This is a genomic window from Bradyrhizobium sp. Unk1 (assembly GCF_059512345.1).
In genome coordinates this window covers 214,857-238,168 of sequence record NZ_JCAMOP010000008.1, presented here as the reverse complement: position 1 = coordinate 238,168, position 23,312 = coordinate 214,857, and the positions used below count along the sequence as shown (strand labels likewise).

The window sequence follows — 23,312 nt, the reverse complement described above, 5'->3', positions numbered from 1 at the left end:
CGCTGACGCGCTTCCGGCGGATCACCGACGGATTTCCCACCTCAAGGCTTCCGCATTGGCCTTGGCGAACGTCGCCGGCACGTCGAACTTTCCGGTCTCGAGATCATAGCGGCATTTCCAGCCGCCCAGTCCCTTCATGGCGACGTTCTTGGGATGATTGTCATATTCGCCCGACAGCGAGATCACGAGGTAGCGGTTGTTGGGCCAGTCCATGCCGAGCGAGCGATAGGCCTCTTCCGTACCCTCCATGAGATTGGCCGAGATGTGGAAGTCGAGCTTGGCGAACCGCTTCGTCTCCGGCCGGCCGTAGAAATGGGCCCAGGCGAGATCGCTGAGCGGCTTCTTCGTCGCGTTCGCGAAGGCGCCCTTCTCGACATGGTAGAGATAGAGGTCCTGCTCGCCCGAGCCGGTCTTCTGCATCCGCACCAGCCATTGCGAGTCGCTGGTGAAGCGGAAGCCGGCCCCGTAGCCCTGCTCGGGCTTCAGCTCCGTCATCTGCTCGCCGCGGCGAGCCCAGACCTGCCATTTGACCTCCCAATCGCCGCCGTCCTTCATGTACTGCTCGATCTTGGTGGCTCCATCGGGCGAGGTGAAGGCGAGGCCGGCATTGTCGGTGAGGATGTAGTCCGGCGGCGGGCCGGATGCGGCGAGCGCCGGAGAGGCGACGAGCGTCAGGACAAACGCCAGCCATGGCGCGGGACGGCAAAATGCGGTCACGGGAAAAATCCTTAAAGAATGACCGCGATGCGGCCTCGGTGATTTGACGCCCTCGGCGCCCCGCCGGTTCACGCCGGGCGTGCCGGAACGAAAGGTGCATCATCCCAATGATCGACTTGCTGACGCAGCCAAATCGGCGCAATTTGCCGGCCTCGGTTAATTTGCGACCCAAGGGTTTATTGTCTGATGATCACCGCTTCCAAGGCCTTCATTGCATTCTGCCTGCTCGCGGTGGGCGGCACCCTGCTGGTGATCGGTCCCACCGAGCTGCGCCGCCTGCTGCCGGGCGGCGCGCAGACCGAGACCGCCGTCGGCGCCAAGCTGGAGGCAAAGCCCGAAACCAAGGCCGAAGCCAAACCAGAGTCGAAGCTGGACGAGCCAAAGCTCGCCGCCAGCGCGCCGCCTGCGCCATCGACGCCCCCGGCCCCCGCGCCGAAGGTGGATGCGCTGGCCGAGACGCAGAAGCAGGTCACGGCGCTGGCCGATCTCGTGCCGGCCAAGCCGCCGGCGGCCACGACCGATGCCGGCCCGCGGTTCGACGTCGCGCGCGTCGACGATCACGGCGAGGCGGCGGTGATCGCGGGTCGCGCCGCGCCGGGTGCACAGGTCGAGCTGCTGCGCGACGGCAAGCCGCTCGACACGGTGGTCGCCGATGCCTCGGGCCAGTTTGTGATGACCCCGTCGCAGCTTCCCGCCGGCTCCTATGAGCTGACCCTGCGGGCGAAAGCGCCCGACGGTACTGTTACCCAGTCGGGCCGCAGCATGCCGGTGATCATCGCTGAAGCCGCGCCGCCGCCCGCGCGCCCGGCGCCGGTCGCGAGACAGGAGCTGAAGCAGGCCGAGAAGCCCGACGACAAGTCTGATGTCGTGGCATCCCTGCCGTCGGCATCGGCGCGCCAGGCATCGGCGCATGACAGGCCCGCGGCTCAGCCGAGATCGATCGGGGCACCGAAGCCCAGGGTCATGGCGCGGGCACCCGCGGCCACGACCGTTGCATCGGCCTCGCCGGCGGAAATCATCAGCGGTGCACCGGCAGAAGCAGGCGCCAACCGGATCATCTCCCGCGGCGACAGCCTGTGGGCTCTCAGCAAGCTCGCTTACGGTGACGGCTCCCGCTACGCGGTGATCTTCAACGCCAACCGCGGCAAGATCCACAACCCCAACCTGATCTATCCCGGCCAGACTTTTGTGGTGCCGCAGAACGCGGAGTGAGACCGCATCGGCAACGCGGTGCGCGTTGCGACGCTTTTCCCTCCGTCTCTCCGGAACATTCGGTTCCCCCGCGCGTCATTGTGATGCGACCCAGTGCGCGCTTGGCGCCGGGAGGAGGCCGAGGTGGTCAGGTCCGCTTTCATGTCCGGACGCATGGGATTGGCGATGGCGGGCGCTGCTCTCATGATTGCGGCAGTGCTGCTGCCGAATAAAGCCGAGGCGCAGTTCGGATTCCGCGGCGGCCCGCTCGGTGTCGCGCGCTTTGCCGTCGGCCACGTGATCGGCATGTCGCGCCTGCGCCACGCGCGCATGGCGGTAAGGGGCGGCCGCTACCGCTCCGCCGCGTTGAGGTCGCAGGATCCGCGCGGTGCCGAGCGCGGCCAGCCGGCCAACCCCTACATCCTACGTGCGGCGCTGACGGCGCAAGCTGCGCTGTCGGGCTGGCACGGTGGCCGCCGCCCGCAGGGCTGGTGGCGCCACCCCGATGGCAGCTATGGCTGGGCGGGCCCGGTGTTCTGGCCGTTCGCGCATGACGACCTCACCACCGCAATCATCCTGGGGGATACGACCAGCCTCTCGCTCTATGGCTATGGCGACATCTACGCCGCGATCTTCGCCCCCTATGCAGCCACGGAGTTCGCCGCCTACACGGCGCCGCAAGGCAGGCGCGCGCGAAAGGTCCCTTCGGTCGAGGCCGTTTGCGATGCCAGCGACACCGGCGGCCTGCCGGTCGACCGTATCGCCGCCCTGGTGCAGCCGAACGAATTGCAGCGCGCAGCGCTCGATGAGCTCGCGACCGCCTGGGTCGCTGCGCGCGGCACCATTCGCACGGCCTGCCCGACGCAGGCCTCCGCGACCGCCGCCTCGGAGCGCCTCGGCCTGATGCGCGCGCGCCTCGAGGCCATGATCAAGGCGACGGACGCAATCGCGCCGCCGCTCGCGAAATTCGTCGATCTCCTCGATGCCGGCCGGAAGGCAAAGCTCGACGCGCTGGCCAATGAGCGCCGTGCCGCGCTTGCGGCCGGCCAGCGCAAGGACGCGCAGGCGCCAGCCGCGTGCGAGGCCGGCTACGATCCCCGCTATGATGTGCAGGCGCAGCGGCAATACGAGCAGCTCGTGCAGCAGCAATGGCCCGCCGGCGAGATCGCGTCCACGCTGAGGCTCGACGACACCGCTCGCGCCCGGCTTGAGGTGCTGCAGGACACCACGCTCCGCACCATGGAGACACTGAGTGCATGCCCGTCCAAGGCTGAGCCCACGCCGCAGGCCCGCCTCACGGCCGTAAAGGCGCGGCTGGAGACGATGCTGCAGGCGGTGAACGGCGTCGCCGACGCGCTCGACGATTTCAAGGCAGACTTGAGCGACGAGCAGAAGGCCGGCTTCGAGGCGATCGGGCCGAAGCGCGGGGTGTGATCAGCCGCATGCCCAGTCGAACTTCATGTCCCTGAAGTCGAGCTGCGCATTGCCGCCGCCGAAATTGTAGCCGCCGAAATATTCCTCGAACTCGATGTAGAACGGGCTCATCTCCGGCACCGCCTGGCACGGCCGCATGGTGCCGCCGAGATGGTTGTGCGCGTGATCCTTGCCCCAGTCGTGCAGGCGGAAATTGTCGCGGCTCGGCACGCCGCCGACATAATAATAGTAGGGCTGATAACCGGTCGGCGGTTTTTGCCTTGTGTGCTCGCCCTGCGGGCCCTTGCCGGCATTGGGATCGGTCGCGCGTGGCACCAGCGCGATCGCGCGGGTCTCGCTGAGATCGGTGCGCGGGGAGCCGGCGAACATCTTCCTCGCGTAAGGCGCCGCGGCCTCGAAGAAGGCACTGGCGCCGCCGACGTCGAGCCAGCGCGGCCGATCTGCTGTCGCAAGCGGAAGCGGTGCCGGCGGCGCCGCGAATGCGCCCGCATATTCGGCTTTGGTCAGCAGCAACGCGGCATATTCGTAGTCGAGAATGTCGGTCATGCGCGAAAGCCTGGGATGCGCTGGTCGCGCCGCCACGGCCTCGCGAATCTCGGGATCATCGGGCGCCCCGCCGTCATTGTGATCGGGCGCGGTGGCGAAGAACGACACCGCAACGATGTCCTCGCCATGCACGCGATAATCGTCCGGCAGCAGAAGCGTAAAACCGTGCATCAGCGGAAAGCCGGTGACGGGATCGAGCGGCCATTGTTCGGATGTGATGCCCGGCGGCAGGCCATAGACCCAACCCTGATCGCGCGCGCGATCAGCGGGACGGTCCAGCATCTGCAAATCATACGCGCGCGAAGGCAAGGCAAACGCCACAGGTCGTCTCCCATCCAAAATCGAGCCTCGACGCCGAGGCGATGGTTAGTCGCGGGGAGGACGGATGTGGTTCGTGGGCGGGGTGTGGGAGATGATGCCATTCTGTCGGTGTTTTGCCCGACGTGTCAAACCACACTGGCACCCGCGTAAGTCATTGATCCGACAGTCCCCGTCTACTGTGCATGGGGTTGTTTTCGCGTATTATGTTGCTGGCTACCCTCGCCGGCGCGCGGCGGACGCATCCACCACGTTCTCCACCTGCTCGCGCCAGGACAAAATCTCCATCGCCAGCACCGGGTGGTTGAACCCCTTGAGCACGAGGTCGTCGAGCGCGCGGGCTTCGACCCAGGGCTCGACGATGCCGTAGACGCGGCGGCTGACCACGATCTGGTTGGCCTTGGCTTCGTCGCAGAGACGCGAGGCGAGGTTGGTGACGCTGCCGATCGCGGCATATTCCAGCCGTTGCTCGAAGCCGACCTGGCCGAGCGTGGCATAGCCGAGCGCGATGCCGATGCCGAAGCCGAGCGTGTGCCCGCGGTTGCGCCACTTCTCGGTCAGCGGGCCGATCGTGTCGCGCATCTCCACCGCCATCTGCACCGCGCGCCGCGTGTGGTCCTCGAACTGGATCGGCGCGTTGAACAGGATCATCACGCCGTCGCCGGCATATTTGTCGAGCGTGCCCTCGTATTTGAAGATCAGCTTGCCGAGCGCTGCGTGATATTCGCGCAGCACGTTCATCGCCTCTTCCGGCTCGGTCGCCTCGGTGAAGGCGGTGAAGCCGCGCAGATCGCAGAACACCACGGTGACCTCGCGGCGATGGCTGTCGAGCAGCGAGTCATGACCATCCGACGACGCGATGAGCTGGGCGACCTGCGGCGCGAGAAAGCGTTCGAGCCGCTTGATGCGGCTGATCTCGCCGAGCTGCTTCTCGACGCGCTCTTCCAGGGAGCGGTTCCAATTGCGAAGCTGCTCGGTCTGCTCCTGGAGCTTCGCCGCCTGCTGCTGCACGGTGTTATGCGCAGCGGCGAGCTCGCGGCCCTTGTGATCGACCTCGGTGAACAGCCGCGCGTTGCGCATCGCCAGCACGGCCTGGTTGGCGAAGGTGCGCATCAGGCCGGTGAGGCTTCCGGCGAACTCGCCGCCGGCCCGGCGCAGCACCACCAGCGAGCCGAGCGTGCCCTGCTGGTCCACCAGCGGCACCACCAGCACCGAGTGGAAGCCGGCATCGACCGCGACGTCGCGCAGCGGCTGCTCGGAGGCCCGGTCGAGATCGGCAATGACGATCGGCTCGCCGCTGTCGGCGGCGTCGCTCAGGATGTTCGCGCCTTGCTGGATCGTGACATGCGCGCCGTCGGCCGATTTGTCGATGCCGTTGGATTCGATCAGGTTGAAGCGGCGCGTCTCGGCATCGAAGCCGTAGATCAGCACCGCATCGGCATGGGTGATCTCGATCGCGCGCGCCGCGATGGTCGGCAGCACGGCGTTGAGATCGAGCGAGGAGGCGACCGCACGGCCGACCTCTTCCAGCGCCTTGAGCTCGTTGATCGACTGCGCGAGATCGCGGGTGCGCTCCTCGACCTTGGTCTCCAGGTCCGAATAGGTTTCCTGGAGCTGGCCGGCCATGCGGTTGAACTGGCCGGCGAGGTCTTCCAGCTCGTCGGAGGTGTGGACGTCGATGCGGTGGCTGAAATCGCCTTCGCCGAGCTTGTGCGCGCCGTCGCGCAGCGCCGTGATCGGGATGATCATGCGGCGGGCGAGCAGCGTGCCGGCGAGGATCGCGACCATCAGGCCCATGCCGATCAAGAGCGCGATGCGCACGAGCTGGTCGCGGATCGGCATCAACGCCTGCGTGGCCGGCTGCTCGAACATCACGTTCCAGCCGAGCTTCGGCACGGTGCTGGCGGCGCTCATCACCGCATGGCCGTTGAAGTCGGTGCCTGAGGTGTCGGGCTCGCGGCCGGGCGCAATCGCGGATGCCACCTGCGGCAGTTTCGACAGGTCCTTGCCGACATCGGGTCCTTTCGACGACGTCGCCAGCACGCGGCCGCGCGGATCGACCACATAGGCGAACGCGGCCTTGCCGACCTGGGCGTCGGACAGGAAGTCGGAGAGGAAGCTGAGGTCGATCTCGGCCACGGTGACGCCGGCATTGAAGCCGGAATGCGCCACCGAGATCGACATCATCGGCGTCCGGTCGGAGAACCAGGCCGGCGCGTAGCTGACGCCGCGGGCAACCGTGTCGGTGAAGCGCATGTCGCGGGAGAGGTCGGCATTGCCGCCGGTCGTGGTCGACTGGCGCGAGACGCGCAGCACCTCGCGTCCCTCGCCGTTGAGCTGGAACAGCTGATTGACGACCGAGACCTGGTGCAGCAGCGAGGCGTAGTCGGCGCGGCGCTTCTCGAGCGTGTCCTGGCTTGCCCGCGTCACCCAGCTGATCTGGCGCTCGAGCTCGGAGATCGACTGCTCGATCCGCCGGGCGGCGCCTTGCGCCTTGTCGTCGAGCCCGTCGGTCAGCTGGGTCTTGGTGGCGCGATAGGAGATCCAGGTCTCCATCGCGCCGTTGACGGCGAGGACAAACACGACGAGGCCGACGAGGGAGACGACGTATTTGGCGAACAGGCCCTCGCGCAGAAACCGTGTCTTGTCTTTCGCTCCCGCCATCCAGATCCTCTCGCGCCGTCATCGACGCCGGCGCTACGGGCCGTACCGGTCCAGGCGCCCTTCTACCACAATTCGGGTCAGGGGACGGTCCTGCGGCCGGTCGACCGGCCAGCGTGGTTACCCGCGGTCGACGCCGGGCTGGGCTGGAAGGGTCGTGAATTGTCGCGGCCTCATCCCTTTGGAGGAAGCGGCGGACGGAGAGGCCGATGTAAGGATTGGCGTGGAGTCCAGTGCGTTGGTCGGCCAATCATCGATTAAAGAGCTGTCGCAGCACGTCGTTCATCGGCTGGCTGTCCTGCTGCGCCAGGGGCGGGTCGTCTTGAACCGGAGCCTGGGCCGGGGGCGCGGGAGAGGCCTGCGGAGCGGGGGTGGACGGTGTTGCCGGCAGGCCGCGGCTGCGGCCGGTGCCAGTGCTGGTCCCCGCGCCGCTGGAAAGCCCCTGCTGGATCAAATTGCCGATCGCCTCGCCCAGCGGACCGCCGAGCGGGTTGCTCTGTCCCGGCTGCTGGGTTTGCGGATTGGCATTGCCGGTCGCGTTGCCGCCGCCCGGCGCAGTGGCGCCGCCCAATCCGAGGCTGCCCAGGAGATTGCCGAGCCCGGCGCCGTCAGGGCCGAACAGGCCCTTGCCCATCTCGCGCAGCTTGGCATAGGCGGCGTCCGGATTGTCCAGCATGCCGGCCATGTCTGGGTAGATCCGCGGCTGCGACCAGCTGCCCTGGATCATCACGGGGATGCCGAAGCCGACCGGCTCCGATGTGCGGCCCTGGCCTTCGGTGGTCATCACGAGCTTCGGCTCGACGCGAAAACCCATCATCTTGGTGTCGAGGGCGATGGTGCCGGCGCCGGTCACGCGCACCAGCGGTCCGATCAGATTGAGATCGGTCGTCACCGCCTGGCCCTTGTCGATGCGGAACGACGCCGAGAGTTGCGACAGATCCGTGCTCTGGGCCTCACTGTCCTGCCAGCCGGACAGCGTGCCCGATGTCAGCGAACGGATCATCTGCGCGATATTGATGCCGCGGATGGCGCCGTCCTGGAAATTGACGAAGGCCGTGCCCTGCATGTTCGCCATCAGCGCGCGCTGGCTGGTGCCGGCGCTGCGCAGCGCGAGCTTGGCCTGCAGCTTGCCGTCGATCCGATCGAACTCGGCAAGGCCCTGGAGCAGCGGCAGTGCACTCACGCCGACGAGATCGGAATGCATGGCAAAGCTCGGCGCACCGCTTGTGGCATCCAGGATCACCTCGCCCGAGACCTGGCCGTCATAAGCGCCGAGATTGGCGGTGCCGGCCTTCAGCACGCCGCCGGCGAGCTTCGCATCGAGCGCCAGCGGCGCGAGGTGCGCATCGCCGATCACGGCCTCGTTCGCGGAGATCCTGATTTGTGCGTCGACATAATTGAGCCCCGACACGTCGATCGGTGCATTGCTCCAGGGCTGTCCCGACGTGCCCTCCGGCGATTTCGCCACCGGAATCGCGAGCCGCTGGAAGTCGAGATCGACCTTGACCAGGGGCTTGCTCGCAATGTCGACCGAGGCCCAGCCGTTGAAGGCGCCGTCGCCGAGCCTGCCGTTCACGCCGTTGATCATCACGACATCGCCACTCAGCCGCATCTCGGCATGGCCGGTGAGCTGGGACTTCAGCACATCAGGCATGTCGATGGCGAAATCCACCGGAATGGTCGGCCGGTCGGCCGGCGGCGCCGGCGTCGACGCCTTGATGTCGAACTTGGTCGGGTGATCGCCAACGCGCGCGGTGCCGGCGATGTCGACCTTGCGGTCGCGGCCAACGACGGCGTCGGCGTTGATGGCGCTGATGCGGCCCTCGACACGGTCGCGCACGCGCGCGAATGCGACTTCACCGTCGACGACCTTGACGCGATCGATGGTCGCGCCACCGGTGTCGAGCGCCAGCGGCTTCGACGCGGTACCGGCATTCGGCAGTCGCTCACGCAGCAGCGGCTGGTAGAGCACGGGATGGGTGACGACGAGTTCGCTGATCTTCGGGCTGCCCGACCATACGCTCGCGAGCGACATGTCGGCCTGCACGCTGTCGACCGTCAGGCGCGTGATGCCGCTGCGATCCTTCGGGTCCTGAAGCGTGAGATCGTTGAGCGTGACGTTCAGCGTCGGCCACAGGCTGATCTTCGTGGTGCCGTCGATGGACAGGCGGTAACCGGTCGCGCTCTCGACCCGCGAGGCAATCGTCGTGGTCAGGAATCCCGAGGGAATCCCGATCACGAGGAGAAGCCCGATCACGATGATGACGGCGGCTATCGCCGCGCCGGCGAATTTCACTGCTCTCATGTCGACTTTCCAACGGCGGACAATCGGCGGCGAATCCCGCAGATGACCGTCCTATGCATCCGTCCTTTGCCCTGAGTTTATCCCCGGACGGGAAGCGGCTCCAAGCACGTAAAAATAGTCAGGGGGTGCTGCAAAGTTATGTGACTTATGACACACTTCCCCGGCGCGGTTTTACGCGATCCTGATTTGATGGTTCCAAGCGATTTGCCAGGGAAACTGGCTAAGGGAATTCACAAGGACATTGAAATGAGCAAGCAGGCCGAATTTGCGGTCATCCTGAAGATGAACGCGATGTTCGCCGATCTCGGCGCAGACGAGCTCCAGCGGCTGTCGAATCTCTGCCACACCCAGCATCTGGGGAATGGCGAGCTGCTGTTCCAGAAGGGCGATGCGGGGGACGCGCTGTTCGGCGTGCGCCGGGGCCAGGTCCGTATCGAGACCGGCGCCTCCGACGGCAGCCGTCTGACCCTGAACTTCATGGGGCCGGGCGACCTGTTCGGCGAGGTCGCGGTGCTGGACGGCCAGAGCCGCACTGCGGATGCGACCGCAGGCGAAGCCAGTGAACTGTTCGTGCTGCGGCGCGAAGATTTTCTCAGCTTCCTCGAACGCGAGCCGAAGGTCGCGATCAAGATCATCGCGCTGCTGTGCCAGCGCATCCGCTGGCAGAGCGAGCGCATGGAAGAATCCATGCTGCAACCGCTGCCGGTTCGCCTCGCACGGCGGCTCTGCGCGCTCGCCGCCGATTTCGGATCGGAGGTCCACATCTCGCAGGAGCAGCTCGGCATCTTCGTCGGCGCGGCCCGCGAGAGCGTCAACCGTCAGCTTCAGGCCTGGCGCAAGGAGGCGATCCTCGATCTCCAGCGCGGTCGCATCCTGCTGCGGAACATGACCAAGCTGACGGCGATCGCGCGGAACGAGTAGGGAGGTAGCTAGGCTGCTTCCGGCACATAGTGCAAAGTCAGCAGCTCTGATCGTCGGCACGGGGCGACGGCATATGGTCGCCCATCATCGTCACTGAATTCGACGAGCACCGTGCTGTCGTCAAGCTCTTCGACGATCGTGCCGACGTTTCCTCGCGCCAACCGGTGCTCCGGAAGGTTCGCCAGCAATGCGACGACATCCAGTGTCGCCGGTGCCGGATCTTCTTTGTTCGCTCCGCTCATCATAGCACCCAACACGTGACGAATGTCGGCCGGTCGTCGCCGGCTCGTATGATCCAGCTAATTCTACTCCGCCGCTGGGTGTACCATGCCCTTTTTATCCGGCGCCGCGCCGTGATGATCGGCGGTCTCGGCATCCTCGCTGTGCACGACCAGCCGCTTGGCAAATCGCCAGATCAGGGCGCCGAGATCGTCCATCACCATGAACATCGCGGGCACGAATACCAGCGACAGGATGGTCGAGAAGATCAGGCCGCCGATCACCGCGAGCGCCATCGGCGAGCGGAACTCGCCGCCGGCGCCGACCGCGAGCGCGCTCGGCATCATGCCGGCGGCCATCGCGATCGTGGTCATCACGATCGGGCGGGCGCGTTTCATGCCGGCATCGATCATGGCCTCCTCGCGCGGCTTGCCGGCGCGAATGGATTCGATGGCGAACTCCACCAGCATGATCGCGTTCTTGGTGACGATGCCCATCAGCATCAGGATGCCGATCCATACCGGCGTGGTGAGCTGCTTGCCGGTGACGAGCAGGGCGGCGATCGCGCCGCCGATCGAGAGCGGCAGCGAGAACAGGATGGTGATCGGCTGCAGGAAGGTGCCGAACAGCAGCACCAGCACGGCGTAGACCATCATCAGGCCCGCGGTGATGGCGGTGGCGAAGCCGTCGGAGAGTTCGTTCAGGCTCTCGGCGTCGCCGGAGGGCGAGACCTTCACGCCCTTCGGTCGGCTCTTCATCACCGGCAGGTCGTAGATCTTCTTGGTCGCGTCGCCGAGCGCGGCGGAGCCGACGAGGTCGGCGGCGACGGTTGCCTGCCGCTCACGATCGTAGCGGTTGATGCTGGTCGGACCCTGGTCGAGCTTGACGTCGGCGATGACCGAAAGCGGCACGCCGCCCTTCTCGCCGCGCTCGCCGAGCGGCACGCGCAGCTGTTCGAGCGTCCTCAGATTGCCGCGCGCGGCGTCCTCGAGCTGAACGCGGATCGGCACCAGGCGGTCGCCGACGTCGAACTTGGCGAGCGCAGGCCCGACGTCGCCGATGGTGGCGACGCGGATGGTCTGCGACAGGCTTTCCGTGGAGACGCCGAGGCGCGCGGCGAGATCTGCGCGCGGTTCGATGCGCAGCTCGGGCCGCTCGAGCGTGGTTTCCGAGATCACGTTAGAGATGGTCGGAATCCGCTTCATCTGCGTCGCGAGCTCGCTGGCGACGTTGTTGACAATGTTGGCGTCGACACCGGTCACGACCAGCGAGATGGCGCGCAGGCCGTTCTCGTCGAGGAACCAGAAGCGGATGTCGGGAACGTTCTCCAGCTCCTGGCTGATCGAGAACTCCAGCTCGCGCTGGGTGATGTCGCGGCTGTCCTTGGGCGTGTAGTTGATGATCAAGGAGGCGCGCCGGACTTCCTGGGTCCCCGGCGGGACCCGCCCGCCATCGACGAAGATGCTCTTCACCTCCGGCCGCTTGCGCAGGCGGGCGACGATGTCCTCGGTGACCTTTTCGGTGTAGGCGAGCTGGGTGCCCGGCGGCAGCTCGAGAGCAAGCAGCGAGCGCGCGCTGTCCTGCGCCGGCAGGAAGCCCTGCGGCAGCAGCGTGATGCTCCAGATCGAGGCGGCGAAGACGCCGAAGCCGACCAGCACCGTGATGAAATAGTGCTTCACCGACCAGGCCACGATCCTGTGATAGGACCGCAGCACACGGCCGGGCGGCGGCTCCTCGTGATTGCCATGTTTGAGGAAGTAGGCGGCGAGCACCGGCGTGACGAAGCGCGCCGCGAGCAGCGAGAAGAACACCTGCACCGAGACGGTGATGCCGAACTGCTTGAAGAACTGTCCCGCGATGCCCGACATGAAGCTCGCGGGTGCGAAGATCGCGATGATCGTCAGCGAGATCGCGATGACCGCAAGGCCGATCTCGTCTGCGGCTTCGAGTGCGGCACGATAGGGCGACTTGCCCATGTTCATGTGCCGGACGATGTTCTCGATCTCGACGATGGCGTCGTCGACGAGAATACCTGTCGACAGCGTGATGGCGAGGAAGCTGACGAGGTTCAGCGAGAAGCCGAGCAGGTCCATCGCCCAGAACGCCGGGAAGATCGACAATGGCAGCGAGATCGCGGCGATGACGGTGGCACGCAGGTCGCGCAGGAACAGGAGCACGATGATGACGGCAAGGATGGCGCCTTCGAACAGGGTCGAGATCGCCGCGTGGTAATTGCCGTTGGTATATTCGACCGAGGTGTCGATCACCTTCAGATCGACGTCGGGATAGGCGGCCTTGAGCGCGTCGATGCGCTTCTGCACGGCCTCGGCCACCTTCACGTCGCTGGCACCCTTGGAGCGCTTGATCCCGAGCGCGACCACGGGCTCGCCGTTGAAGCGGGCGAAGGTGCGGCGGTCCGCGATGGTGTCGGTGACGGTGCCGAGATCGTCGATCCGGACCTCGCCGCCGCCGAACAGCGGGATCATGGTGCCGGCAAGATCGCCCAGCGTCTTGGCGCCCGCGAGCGTGCGGATCGCCTGGTCGTTCTTGCCGATCTCGGCGCGACCGCCGGCAACGTCGACATTGGTGCCGCGCAGGCTCTGGCTGACATTGACCGCGGTCAGGCCCATCGCCTGCAAACGGTCGGGATCGAGCGAGACCAGAATCTCGCGCTCGACACCGCCGATGCGCTCGACCTGGGCGACGCCGCGCACGCCCTGCAGCGCGCGCTTGACCACGTCGTCGACGAAATAGGAGAGCTGCTCGGGCGTCTTGCCGGGCGAGATCGCGGCATAGGTGACGATCGGCAGGCCGATGACGTCGACGCGCTGGATCAGCGGCTCGGTGACGTTCTGCGGCAGGTTGGAGCGCACGCGCGTCACCGCGTCCTTGACGTCGTTGAGCGCGCGGTCGGTGTTGGTCTCCAGCGCGAACTGGATGGTGGTCACTGACACGCCGTCGGTGATGGAGGAGGTGATGTGCCTGACCCCCTCGACGCCGGAGACGGCATCTTCAACCGTCTTGGTGACTTGGGATTCGAGCTCAGCGGGTGCTGCGCCGAACTGCGACACCACGACCGAGATCACGGGAATGTCGGCCGAAGGCAGCCGCGTCACCGCGAGCTTGGTGAAGGACACCCAGCCGAGGATCAGGAGGATGATCGAAAAGACGACCGACGGTAGCGGATGACGGATCGACCATGCCGAGATATTGAGAGCCATCAGCGTACCCGCGTGCGATCGAGTTCATCGGCGAACATGGTCTTGATCTGGTCGCCGTCATGGAGCGAAGAGCCGGCGTCGGCTACGACGATTTCGCCGACCTCGAGGCCTTCCAGGATTTCCGTTGCGCTGTCGGACGACAGCCCGACCCGCACCTTGCGCGTCTCGACAATGTTGCCTTTGACGACCTGCACGGTGAGATGGTCGATCGCGGTCTTGGGGATCGAGACGCCGCAGCTTCGCTTGGCGTCGATCGAGGCGCGGGCAAACACGCCGACCTTGAGCGATGGATTGTTGGTGACGCTGATGCGGACGCGGCCGAGCTGCGTGGTGCGGTCGATTTCGGGCGCGACCAGTCGGACCCGCCCGATCAAATCGGGCGCGTCGTCGCGGCTGATGCGCACCGTCGCGCCGGGGTTGAGCTTGGGCATGTGCACCGCCGGGACCTGGGCGTCGAGCTCGATCTCGTTGTTGACGGCGATGCGGAACATCGGGCCGGCCTGCGGCGAAGCGGGCGCGCCGACGATGGTGCGTACTTCGGTGACGAGGCCTGGCGCAGGCGCCTTCAGCGAGATCGGGCCTTGCGGGCCGGGTCTTTGCGGCTGGCCGGGGATCTGCGGCGGCGCCGTCAGGCGCGCCAGCTCCTGATTGTCGGTGACCATGGCGCCTTCGGTGACGAAGAGGTCGGTGACCCTGGAGCCTTCCTGGTCGGCGACGACCACGGCCTCGCGGCGCGGCACGAAGAAGCCGGTCACCCGCACGAGGTCGGAGAAGCAGGCGTTGGTCGCCTTCGTCACGATGACGAGCGCCTCGCTCGGCGTGTCCTTCGCCTCGGGGCGATGCCGATGCTCGAACAGATAATAGCCGACGCCGAGCGCAACGACGAACAGCACGGTTCCGGCAGGCTTGAGATATTCGGAGGCGTTCATCGCCGGATTGTCCTGGCCTGGCTCACGGCCATCCGCACGGGGCCTGCTGAGAGCGTTTCCCTGAAATAAAGCGGCGTCCCGCAAGGCTGCGGGACGCGCATTTGAAGCAAGACTTTACACCACATCACGACTTGGCACTTCAAAGGATTTGGCACTTCAAAGGATTACGTCGTGCTCTCACTTCGATGCGGTGGTCTTGTTTTCCATGTTGACGACCTGCACGCGACGATTGACCTCCGCCATCGGCTGGGCCGGGTCCTTCAGCTTGCTCTTGCCGTAGCCGACGGTGACGAGATCGGTCGCGGCGATGCCGTACTTGTCGACGAGGTAGCGCTTGATCGAATCCGCGCGGCGCTCCGACAGGTCCTGATTATAGCCCTCGCCGCCGGCGGCGTCGGTGTGGCCGGCGACCACGAAGGTCGAGCCCTTCAGGTCGGGGCTGGTCAGCGCGCGACCGAGCGCCTGTACCGAGGCAAGCGACTTCGCGCTGATATTGGCGGAGTTGTAGTCGAACGTGATCTCAAGATCGATGTTCGGCTTGTCCTTGGCCACCGAGGCGATTTCTTCACGCTCGGTCGACGAAAGCGAGCGCGTCGAGCGGCCGCGCACGGACTGGATCAGCTTGGTTTCCGCCGCACTGGGTGCAGGATCGGCCTGCGGGGCGATCGAGAGGCCGCGGGTCAACGGCTTCTTCGGCGGCGGCGCCAGCGCGCGTACGATCTCGTCCTCGGTGACGTTCTTGCTGTTGCCGTCGTCGCCCGCGAATGCGAGCGGGGTCGTCAGCGACAGAGCGGCGCCGACCGTGATGATGGACAGGATCGCGGTAAATCCCTTTGCAGCCAATCTCATTGCCAGTCCCTCCTGCGCAGCTGACCCGCGCGGTTCCAAATTCCTGCAATGGCCCCCCCGGGAAAGGCAGCCTGCGGCATCCGTCCGTTAGTCTTCCCTGAGCCGCCGAGGGTTCGAGGCCTCTTCCGCCTCAACTCAAAAAAATACTAGCGTACTCCGTAGCTTGCGAACTCCTGAACAATGTTCGGGTCCATCGCCTTGGCATTGGCGATGTCGAGCGCGCCTTCCTGCGCCGAGCCGTTGCGCTGCTTGGCAATCCCGCGGCCAAAGAGCGAGGAGGTCAGGCGCGGGTTGATCTTCAGGGCCGCGTCGAAATCGGCGATGGCGTTCTTGACCGCTCCCGATTTCAGATTGACGAGTCCCCGGCTGTCCAGCGCATCGACGAAATTCGGCCGCAGCCGCAGCGCCTCGTTGCAATCCTTCAGCGCGCCCTGGAGGTCGCCGACCACAGTGCGGGTCCAGCAGCGGTTGTTCAGCGCCTCGACGTCCTTCGCGTTGATCCGAAGCGTCTCGTCGAAATCCTTGATGGCCAAATTGTAGGCGCCCTTGCTGGCATAGACCTGACCGCGCCGGTACAGCGCATTCACGTCATCAGGATTGGCGGCGATCTTGGCCGTCAGGCCCTTGATGGTCGGATCCTCCGCCAGCGCGGCCGCGCTCGGTCCGCTATCCATGCTCGGTGCGGGGGTGGTCTCGGCCGGTTTCACCGGCGGTGGCGCCGGCGGCAAGGCGGCCTCGACCTGCGGTTTCGGTGAGGGCGCCGGTGCCGGAGCAGGAGGAGCAGGAGCAGGTGCTGGAGCAGGTGCTGGAGCAGGTGCCGCTGCCGTGTCCGCCGGCTTCGGCGGCGGAGGCGGTGCGGGCGGAGCCGGCGGCGGGTTGTTGGCGACGACCGGCGGCGGCGATGGCGGCGGTGCCGTCATCGACGGACGCGATCCGCCGGCGCCCGGAATGAACGAAAAATCCTCGGCGAGCGAAGAGGAGATCCACGGCACCTGTTCGCCGCGCGAGGCGCGGGTGACGCCCATCTTGGTGCGGTTCAGCGTCTCCTCGGCCATCAGGTCGGGGACGCGGATCTCCTTCAGGAGCTCCTGGACGAACAGGCTGTGCTCGCCGCCCGCGTCCGAGACCACGGAGGCCAGTGCCGCCGAGTACATCACCAGCGTACCATTCGGCGCGATGACCGGCGTCAGGCCGGCCGAGAAGCTGCGGAACCGGCGCTCGAAGGGATTGCGCCTGGAGGCGTCGACCAGCGCGATCTTGACGCCCGCGCCGCGGGTATTGAGCTCGCCGAGCACGGTCTCCAGGCTGAAACCGTCGCGGCGGACGTCGGATTCGGTCCAGATCTGCGCGTCGATCGGCAGCATGTAGCTCTGGCGCGCCGACTGGATGCCGAAACCGCTGAAGAAGATCAGCGCCACCGAGCCCGGCTTGATCTTGCCATAGAGCTTGTCGAAGGCGCGGCGCATGCCGTCGCCGGTCAGGTTCTCGCCGATTTCAACGGAAAAGCCGTCGCGCTTGAGCTCGTCGGCGACGTCGCGCGCGTCGTTGAGCGGTTCCTTCAGCGGGGCGTCCGCGTCCGGATATTTGGCGTTGCCGATGACCAACGCATAACGGTCGCCGGCGGCCAGGGATGGCGCAACCGGGACGAGCGAAACGAGCAAGGGCAGAAGAAAAAGGAAGCGAATTTTCATAATCAGCGCGGTCCAGCCAAAAAGGCGCCGTTACCAGCTTGCGCCGCGGCGACCTTAACTTACGCAATGTGCATTATCAAACCGCGGAAGGGGGGCGTCAACCGCTTGGAGATTCGGCATTATCGCGACAATTGACCGCGATGCATGGGCGCGCTGGGACGGGAATGAACGGGTTGTCACGGTTGTGCTCGGTGCCATCTGGTTCGACTCTGCGGCAGGATGTTGGAGCGGCCGCGACAAAGAAGACGTGAGGGGTCTCACATAGCAGGCTGGACGCTGTCGCAGCCCGCCGGTGTTTGACCTTTGCGGCGGACGATGGCTTGGTGCACTTGATCGTCCCCGAAGGTCCAACTCAGAAAAGAAAACCATGGGAAACGCCTACGAAATCTACGCCCTGCGTTATGCGACGATGTCGCCCCGCACCCCCAACATGAATTTCCTGGCGCCCGACCCGCATGACAGCGCGGCGCAGGATCTCGACTATTTCGTCTGGCTGATCCGCGGCGGCGGCCGCGACATCCTGGTGGATACCGGCTTCAATGCCGAGGAAGCGAGTGCGCGGGCGCGCAAGCTGACGCTCAATCCGGTCGATGCGCTGGAGCGCTTTGGCGTCGCGGCGTCGAGCGTTCGCGACATTATCGTGACGCATCTGCATTACGACCACGCCGGTAATCTCGATCGCTTCCCGAACGCGCGCTTCCATCTCCAGGAGCGCGAGATGGCTTACGCGACGGGGCGCTGCATGTGCAACGGACTGCTGCGACATCCGTTCTCGGTCGAGCACGTCACGCAGATGGTGCGTCATGTCTATGGCGAGCGCGTCAATTTCTATTCCGGCGATGGCGAGATCGCGCCCGGCGTCACCGTGCACCGTGTCGGCGGCCATTCCGACGGCTTGCAGGTGGTCAAGGTCGAGACCGCGCGCGGGCCGGTGGTGCTGGCGTCCGATGCCGCGCATTACTACGCCAATCTGCAGCGCAAGAGCCCGTTCCCCATCGTCTACAATATCGGCGACATGGCGCAGGGCTGGGAGACGATCGAACGCCTCGCCGGTCATCCCGACAGATTCATTCCCGGCCATGATCCAATCGTGACGGAGATCTATCCGCGTGCCAGCGACAAGGTCGATGCCTGGGCGCTGCATCTGCCGCCGTCGCGGTCGTTTGCGAAGTAACGCAGTGCCAGGCCCTCATGGTGAGGAGGCGCGCAAGCGCCGTCTCGAACCATGCAGGCCCGGCTGTTGCACCCCGGCCTTCATCCTTCGAGACGCGCGTTCCGCGCTCCTCAGGATGAGGGTCTGGCGCTACGCGAAGGTCCCCTAATACGCCTCTTTCGCGTCGGCCTCTTCGCTGGTCTGGATCAGGTCGAGGCTCTGTTCGATCTTGCCGAGCAGGGCCGAGAGCTGCTTGCGCTCCTGCGCGGAGAGGCAGGCGAGGATCTCGTCTTCCCGCCGCAGCAATTGTGGGAACAGCTCTTCGTACAGCGCGCGACCCTTCTTCGTCAGTTGCAGGCGGAATTCGCGGCGGTCGGCTTCGTTCTCGACCCGCTCGATCAGCTCCTGGTGCAGCAGCGTGGTCACGGCGCGGCTGATGGTGGATTTGTGCGTGCGGGTGCATTGCGCGATGTATTGCGCGCTACAGGCATCGTTGCGGAAGCCGAGGGTTGCGATCACGCGCCAGGCCGGAATGTCGAGGCCGTGACGCTCCTGATATTCGACCGCAAGCGCGGAACTCACCTCCGCCGCAAGCCGGTTGAGGCGGAATGGCACGAACTTGAACAAATCGAGCCGTGACTTTGGCCGCAATGAAGCCTCGTCGGCCTCACGTGCCTTCAGCGCGATGTCGCTGGATGTCCTCGCCAAGGAGAGCGCTCCGAATTCCAGTTGACGGCCGGCCGGCTCCGGTCCAAAATAGTTGCACGTGAGACTATCTAGCAGATCAGTCCTCTCTTGACCAGAGCCGAGGTTAGCGCATGGCGCAGGCCAATACGCAGCAGGCCAAAACCCAGTTCGGCTATCGCCGCCACCCCGACCAGGATCCTCCCGGCCACAGCGCGGCCGAGCATCCCGTGGTGGTCGTCGGCGCGGGGCCGGTGGGGCTGTCGCTCGCGATCGACCTTGCCCAGCGCGGCCAGCGCGTCGTCCTTCTGGATGATGCCGACCGGATCGGCGAAGGCTCGCGCGCGATCTGCTTCTCCAAGCGGTCGCTCGAATATTGGGACCGGCTCGGCGTCGGCGACCGCATGGTCGAGAAGGGCGTGGTGTGGAGCGTCGGCCGAATCTTTCACGGCGAGTCGCAGCTCTACCAGTTCAACCTGCTGCCGGAAGACGGTCATAAGCGGCCGGCCTTCATCAACCTCCAGCAATATTACGCCGAGGCCTATCTGGTCGATCGCATCAGCGATCTGCCTGAGATCGACCTGCGCTGGCGCAACAAGGTGACGGCGCTTGAACAGCGCAACGATTCCGTCGCGCTGACGATCGAGACGCCGGAGGGCGCCTATCGCCTGCACGCGCAATATGTCGTCGCCTGCGACGGCGCGCGCTCGTCGCTGCGGCAGATGGTCGGCGCCGAGTTCGCGGGACAGGTGTTCGAGGACCAGTTTTTGATTGCCGACGTCAAGATGACCGCGGAATTTCCGACCGAGCGCTGGTTCTGGTTCGATCCGCCGTTTCATGCCGGGCGCTCTGCACTGCTGCACCGGCAACCCGACGATGTCTGGCGCATCGATCTCCAGCTCAATCGCTATGCCGATCCCGTCGTCGAGAAGAAGCCGGAGAACGTGCGGCCGCGGATCGCGCGCATGCTCGGCCACGACAAGTTCGAGTTCGAATGGATCTCGCTCTACAAATTCCAGTGCCGGCGGATGGATCGCTTCCTCCACGGCCGGGTGATTTTTGCGGGCGATTCCGCGCATCAGGTCTCGCCCTTCGGCGCGCGCGGCGCCAATTCCGGGCTCGAGGATGCGGAAAATCTGTCCTGGAAGCTCGATCGCGTGCTGCGCGGCACCTCGCCCGCGAGCCTGCTCGAGAGCTACCATGTCGAGCGGAGTCTCGCTGCCGACGAGAACATCCGCGAATCCACCCGCTCGACCGATTTCATGGCGCCGAACTCGCATCAGGAGGCGCGGCTGCGCAAGGCGGTGCTGTCGCTGGCCAAGGAAACCGAGTTCGGCAAGCGGATGGTCAATGGCGGCCGGCTCTCGGTGCCGTGCAGCTACGACTCGCCGCTGTCATCGCCCGATGCGGAGGCGTGGCGCGGCGGACCGTTGCCCGGCTGTTCCATGCTCGACGCGCCCGTTGGCGAGCAGGCCTATCTGACCGATGCATTTCGCCGGGGTGGAACGGACTTCACCTTGCTGTCGTTCAGCAATGGCGCGGCGATCGATGCGCCCGATGGCGTCAAGGATATCCGCATCGGTAGCGAGGGCGGGCTTGCCGATCCCTCGGGCCTTGTCGCAAAGCGCTATGGCGCCGAGCCTGACACAGCCTATCTGCTCAGGCCCGACGGCTATGTTGCGGCCCGCTTCCGCCATCCGACGCGTGCGGCGATCGCGGCCGCGTTGTCGCGGGCCCAAGGCTTGAATTGAGGATTCGCATGCCGCTTTCAACCAGCTCCAACTTCGCGCGGCCCGACGATGCGTTTCGCGCCATCGTCGAGGCGCACCGCGGCTTCACCGACGAGCAGAGCGCCGATTTCGACGCGGCACTGGTCCTGATTCTCGCCAACCATATCGGCGACATCGACGTGTTGCGGGAAGCGATCGTGCTCGCGAAGCGGCGCATGACCGACGGCCAGCAGCAGCAACAGCAGCAGCAACAGCAACAACAATAACCCAAAGACCTGAGGATGAATTGATGGCGAAGAACTTCGCATCCACCGGCGATCTCTCCGAGAAGAAGATCACCTTCTCCGAGATCGGCGCCGATCTCTATGCCTTCACCGCCGAGGGCGATCCAAACACCGCGATCATCGTCGGTGACGACGGCTGCCTGGTGTTCGACGCGCAGTCGACGCCGGCGATGGCCAACAAGGTGATCGAGCGCGTCAAGACGGTCACCGACAAGCCGATCAAATATGTCGTGCTGTCGCACTATCACGCCGTCCGCGTGCTGGGCGCCTCCGCCTACAAGGCGCAGGGCATCGTGGCCTCGCAGGAGACCTATCGCCTCATCGAGGAACGCGGCCAGCAGGATTGGGATTCCGAATATGGGCGCTTTCCCCGATTGTTCCAGGATGCTGCGAGCATTCCCGGCCTGACCTGGCCGACGCTGACCTTCGAAGGCGAGATGTCGATCTATCTCGGCAAGCGCGAAGTGCGCCTGATGCAGCTCGGCGCCGGCCACACCTCCGGCGACATCGTCGCCTGGGTGCCGGATGCCGAAGTCATGTTCTCCGGCGACCTCATCGAATATCACTCGGCCTGCTATTGCGGTGATGCGCATTTGCGCGAATGGCCGCTGACGCTGAACGAGATCCGCAACTTCAATCCCAAGGCGATCGCGCCGGGCCGCGGCGATGCGCTGAAGGGCACAGGCACGGTGCGCGAAGCCATCGCGATGACGCGCGACTTCGTCACGTCGCTCTATGGCGCTGCCGAAATCTCGGTCGCGAAGGGGCGCACGCTGAAGGAATCGATGGCGGCGACGCGCGAAGTCATGGATCCGAAATTCCACAGCTTCGCCATCTACGAGCACTGCCTGCCGTTCAACGTGTCGCGCGCCTATGACGAGGCGTCGGGAATCGACGACCCCGTGATCTGGACCGACAAGCGCGACCAGGAAATGTGGGCCGCCCTGCAAGGAGGAGGATAGTCATGAACGTCAACACCTCGCCTGATCAGATCGTCCGGAGCTCGGCGCAGGTGACGCCGGGCTACATGTCCGGCTTCGGCAATAGTTTTGAGACCGAGGCGCTGCCGGGCGCGCTGCCGATCGGACGCAACTCGCCGCAGCGCTGCGCCTACGGGCTCTACGCCGAGCAGCTTTCCGGCTCGCCATTCACCGCGCCGCGCGGCACCAATGAGCGCTCCTGGCTCTATCGCATCCGTCCCTCGGTGAAGCATTCCGGCCGCTTCGAGAAGGCCGATGCCGGCCTGTGGCGCTCGGCGCCGTGCCATGAATACGATTTGCCGATCGCGCAACTTCGCTGGGACCCGGCGCCGATCCCGAAGGAGGACATGACCTTCCTTCAGGGCGTGCAGACCATGACGACCGCCGGCGACGTCAACACGCAGGCCGGCATGGCCGCGCATGTCTACCTCATCACCAAATCGATGGTGGACCAGCATTTCTACAATGCCGACGGCGAGCTGGTGTTCGTGCTGCAGCAGGGCGTCTTGCGCGTCGTCACCGAGTTCGGCCGCATCGACGCCGAGCCCGGCGAGATCGTGGTGATCCCGCGCGGCGTCAAATTCCGCGTTGAGATTCCGAACGGGCCGGCGCGCGGCTATCTCTGCGAAAACTACGGCGGCGCCTTCACGCTGCCCGAGCGCGGGCCGATCGGCGCCAATTGCCTCGCCAATGCGCGCGATTTCCTCACCCCTGTCGCGCACTACGAGGACAAGGACACGCCGACCGAGCTCTACGTGAAATGGGGCGGCGCGCTGTTCAAGACCACGCTGCCGCATTCGCCGATCGACGTCGTGGCCTGGCACGGCAATTACGCGCCCTACAAATACGATCTGCGCACCTTCTCTCCCGTCGGCGCCATCGGCTTCGACCATCCCGATCCCTCGATCTTCACGGTGCTGACCTCGCCGTCGGAGACGGCGGGCACCGCGAACATCGACTTCGTGATCTTCCCCGAGCGCTGGATGGTGGCCGACAACACCTTCCGCCCGCCCTGGTATCACATGAACATCATGAGCGAGTTCATGGGCCTGATCTACGGCGTCTACGATGCCAAGCCGCAGGGTTTTGTCCCGGGCGGCATCTCGCTCCACAATTGCATGCTGCCGCACGGCCCCGACCGCGACGCCTTCGAGCACGCCAGCAACGGCGAGCTGAAGCCGGTGAAGCTGACCGGCACCATGGCCTTCATGTTCGAGACCCGCTACCCGCAGCGCGTGACGGCGCATGCCGCGAAGTCGTCCACGCTGCAGGATAATTACGCGGACTGCTGGACGGGACTCGAGAAGCGGTTCGATCCGAACAAGCCGTGAGGCCTCTTACCCTCCCCTGGAGGGGGAGGGTCGCTACGCATGCAGCGAAGCGGAATGCGTAGCGGGGTGGGGTGACAGTCTCTCCGCAGGGAACACCGCCCGTGTTGAGAGATCACCCCACCCCGTCTCATATTTCGCTGCGCTCAAT

General features: G+C 65.6%; 18 protein-coding genes. 8 read left to right on the top strand and 10 right to left on the bottom strand.

Annotated features, from left to right (window positions below; all coding sequences use genetic code 11):
• Positions 1–21: 21 nt before the first annotated feature.
• Entirely contained in the window at positions 22–717 is a 696-nt protein-coding gene (locus AC5ZFO_RS13000) for a hypothetical protein (protein ID WP_282520126.1), read from the bottom strand.
• A 186-nt stretch (positions 718–903) separates the two neighbouring features.
• Between AC5ZFO_RS13000 and AC5ZFO_RS12995 the strand changes: the two genes are divergently transcribed.
• On the top strand, positions 904–1,929 hold the full coding sequence (locus AC5ZFO_RS12995; protein ID WP_496122147.1) for a LysM peptidoglycan-binding domain-containing protein: 1,026 nt from the start codon (positions 904–906) through the stop codon (positions 1,927–1,929).
• A gap of 141 nt (positions 1,930–2,070) precedes the next feature.
• Positions 2,071–3,342 (top strand): Spy/CpxP family protein refolding chaperone, encoded by a 1,272-nt coding sequence (locus AC5ZFO_RS12990; protein ID WP_282520516.1) that lies wholly within the window; start codon positions 2,071–2,073, stop codon positions 3,340–3,342.
• On the opposite strand, the gene AC5ZFO_RS12985 is transcribed toward AC5ZFO_RS12990, so the two are convergent.
• The 3 genes from AC5ZFO_RS12985 to AC5ZFO_RS12975 form a co-directional block, all read right to left on the bottom strand.
• Positions 3,343–4,209, bottom strand: coding sequence for a hypothetical protein (locus tag AC5ZFO_RS12985; protein WP_308776715.1), 867 nt, complete (start codon positions 4,207–4,209; stop codon positions 3,343–3,345). It lies immediately after the preceding gene.
• 213 nt (positions 4,210–4,422) lie between these two features.
• Positions 4,423–6,870 carry an adenylate/guanylate cyclase domain-containing protein gene (locus AC5ZFO_RS12980; protein ID WP_282520129.1) on the bottom strand — a complete coding sequence of 816 codons (2,448 nt, stop codon included), beginning with the start codon at positions 6,868–6,870 and terminating at the stop codon, positions 4,423–4,425.
• Positions 6,871–7,117: 247 nt separating this feature from the next.
• Positions 7,118–9,172 (bottom strand): AsmA family protein, encoded by a 2,055-nt coding sequence (locus AC5ZFO_RS12975; RefSeq protein ID WP_282520130.1) that lies wholly within the window; start codon positions 9,170–9,172, stop codon positions 7,118–7,120.
• Positions 9,173–9,418: 246 nt separating this feature from the next.
• Between AC5ZFO_RS12975 and AC5ZFO_RS12970 the strand changes: the two genes are divergently transcribed.
• On the top strand, positions 9,419–10,093 hold the full coding sequence (locus AC5ZFO_RS12970) for a Crp/Fnr family transcriptional regulator (RefSeq protein WP_282520131.1): 675 nt from the start codon (positions 9,419–9,421) through the stop codon (positions 10,091–10,093).
• An 8-nt stretch (positions 10,094–10,101) separates the two neighbouring features.
• Here AC5ZFO_RS12970 and AC5ZFO_RS12965 read toward each other — a convergent pair whose 3' ends face one another.
• The 5 genes from AC5ZFO_RS12965 to AC5ZFO_RS12945 form a co-directional block, all read right to left on the bottom strand.
• Positions 10,102–10,335, bottom strand: a complete 234-nt coding sequence (locus AC5ZFO_RS12965) for a DUF4926 domain-containing protein (protein WP_282520132.1) — start codon at positions 10,333–10,335, stop codon at positions 10,102–10,104.
• Between the two features lie 63 nt (positions 10,336–10,398).
• On the bottom strand, positions 10,399–13,533 hold the full coding sequence (locus AC5ZFO_RS12960; protein WP_282520133.1) for an efflux RND transporter permease subunit: 3,135 nt from the start codon (positions 13,531–13,533) through the stop codon (positions 10,399–10,401).
• Entirely contained in the window at positions 13,533–14,462 is a 930-nt protein-coding gene (locus AC5ZFO_RS12955; RefSeq protein ID WP_282520134.1) for an efflux RND transporter periplasmic adaptor subunit, read from the bottom strand. Before AC5ZFO_RS12955 ends, AC5ZFO_RS12960 begins: the two co-directional genes overlap by 1 nt.
• Before the next feature lie 177 nt (positions 14,463–14,639).
• Entirely contained in the window at positions 14,640–15,311 is a 672-nt protein-coding gene (locus AC5ZFO_RS12950) for an OmpA family protein (protein ID WP_208084008.1), read from the bottom strand.
• 146 nt (positions 15,312–15,457) lie between these two features.
• Complete coding sequence (locus tag AC5ZFO_RS12945; RefSeq protein ID WP_496122146.1) at positions 15,458–17,002, bottom strand: caspase family protein; 1,545 nt, start codon at positions 17,000–17,002, stop codon at positions 15,458–15,460.
• A 367-nt stretch (positions 17,003–17,369) separates the two neighbouring features.
• Between AC5ZFO_RS12945 and AC5ZFO_RS12940 the strand changes: the two genes are divergently transcribed.
• A complete protein-coding gene (locus AC5ZFO_RS12940; RefSeq protein ID WP_282520136.1) occupies positions 17,370–18,176 on the top strand; it encodes an N-acyl homoserine lactonase family protein in 807 nt (268 codons plus the stop codon).
• A 144-nt stretch (positions 18,177–18,320) separates the two neighbouring features.
• On the opposite strand, the gene AC5ZFO_RS12935 is transcribed toward AC5ZFO_RS12940, so the two are convergent.
• On the bottom strand, positions 18,321–18,863 hold the full coding sequence (locus tag AC5ZFO_RS12935) for a MarR family winged helix-turn-helix transcriptional regulator (protein WP_282520137.1): 543 nt from the start codon (positions 18,861–18,863) through the stop codon (positions 18,321–18,323).
• 110 nt (positions 18,864–18,973) lie between these two features.
• On the opposite strand from AC5ZFO_RS12935, the gene AC5ZFO_RS12930 reads away from it, so the two are divergent.
• From AC5ZFO_RS12930 to hmgA, 4 genes are read left to right on the top strand one after another with little or no spacing between them, the layout of a single operon-like run.
• Positions 18,974–20,590 carry an FAD-dependent oxidoreductase gene (locus tag AC5ZFO_RS12930; RefSeq protein WP_282520138.1) on the top strand — a complete coding sequence of 539 codons (1,617 nt, stop codon included), beginning with the start codon at positions 18,974–18,976 and terminating at the stop codon, positions 20,588–20,590.
• Between the two features lie 8 nt (positions 20,591–20,598).
• Positions 20,599–20,835 carry a DUF2783 domain-containing protein gene (locus AC5ZFO_RS12925; protein WP_282520139.1) on the top strand — a complete coding sequence of 79 codons (237 nt, stop codon included), beginning with the start codon at positions 20,599–20,601 and terminating at the stop codon, positions 20,833–20,835.
• Positions 20,836–20,858: 23 nt separating this feature from the next.
• Entirely contained in the window at positions 20,859–21,815 is a 957-nt protein-coding gene (locus AC5ZFO_RS12920; protein ID WP_282520140.1) for an MBL fold metallo-hydrolase, read from the top strand.
• Positions 21,816–21,817: 2 nt separating this feature from the next.
• Entirely contained in the window at positions 21,818–23,164 is a 1,347-nt protein-coding gene (hmgA, locus tag AC5ZFO_RS12915; RefSeq protein WP_282520141.1) for a homogentisate 1,2-dioxygenase, read from the top strand.
• Positions 23,165–23,312: the final 148 nt, after the last annotated feature.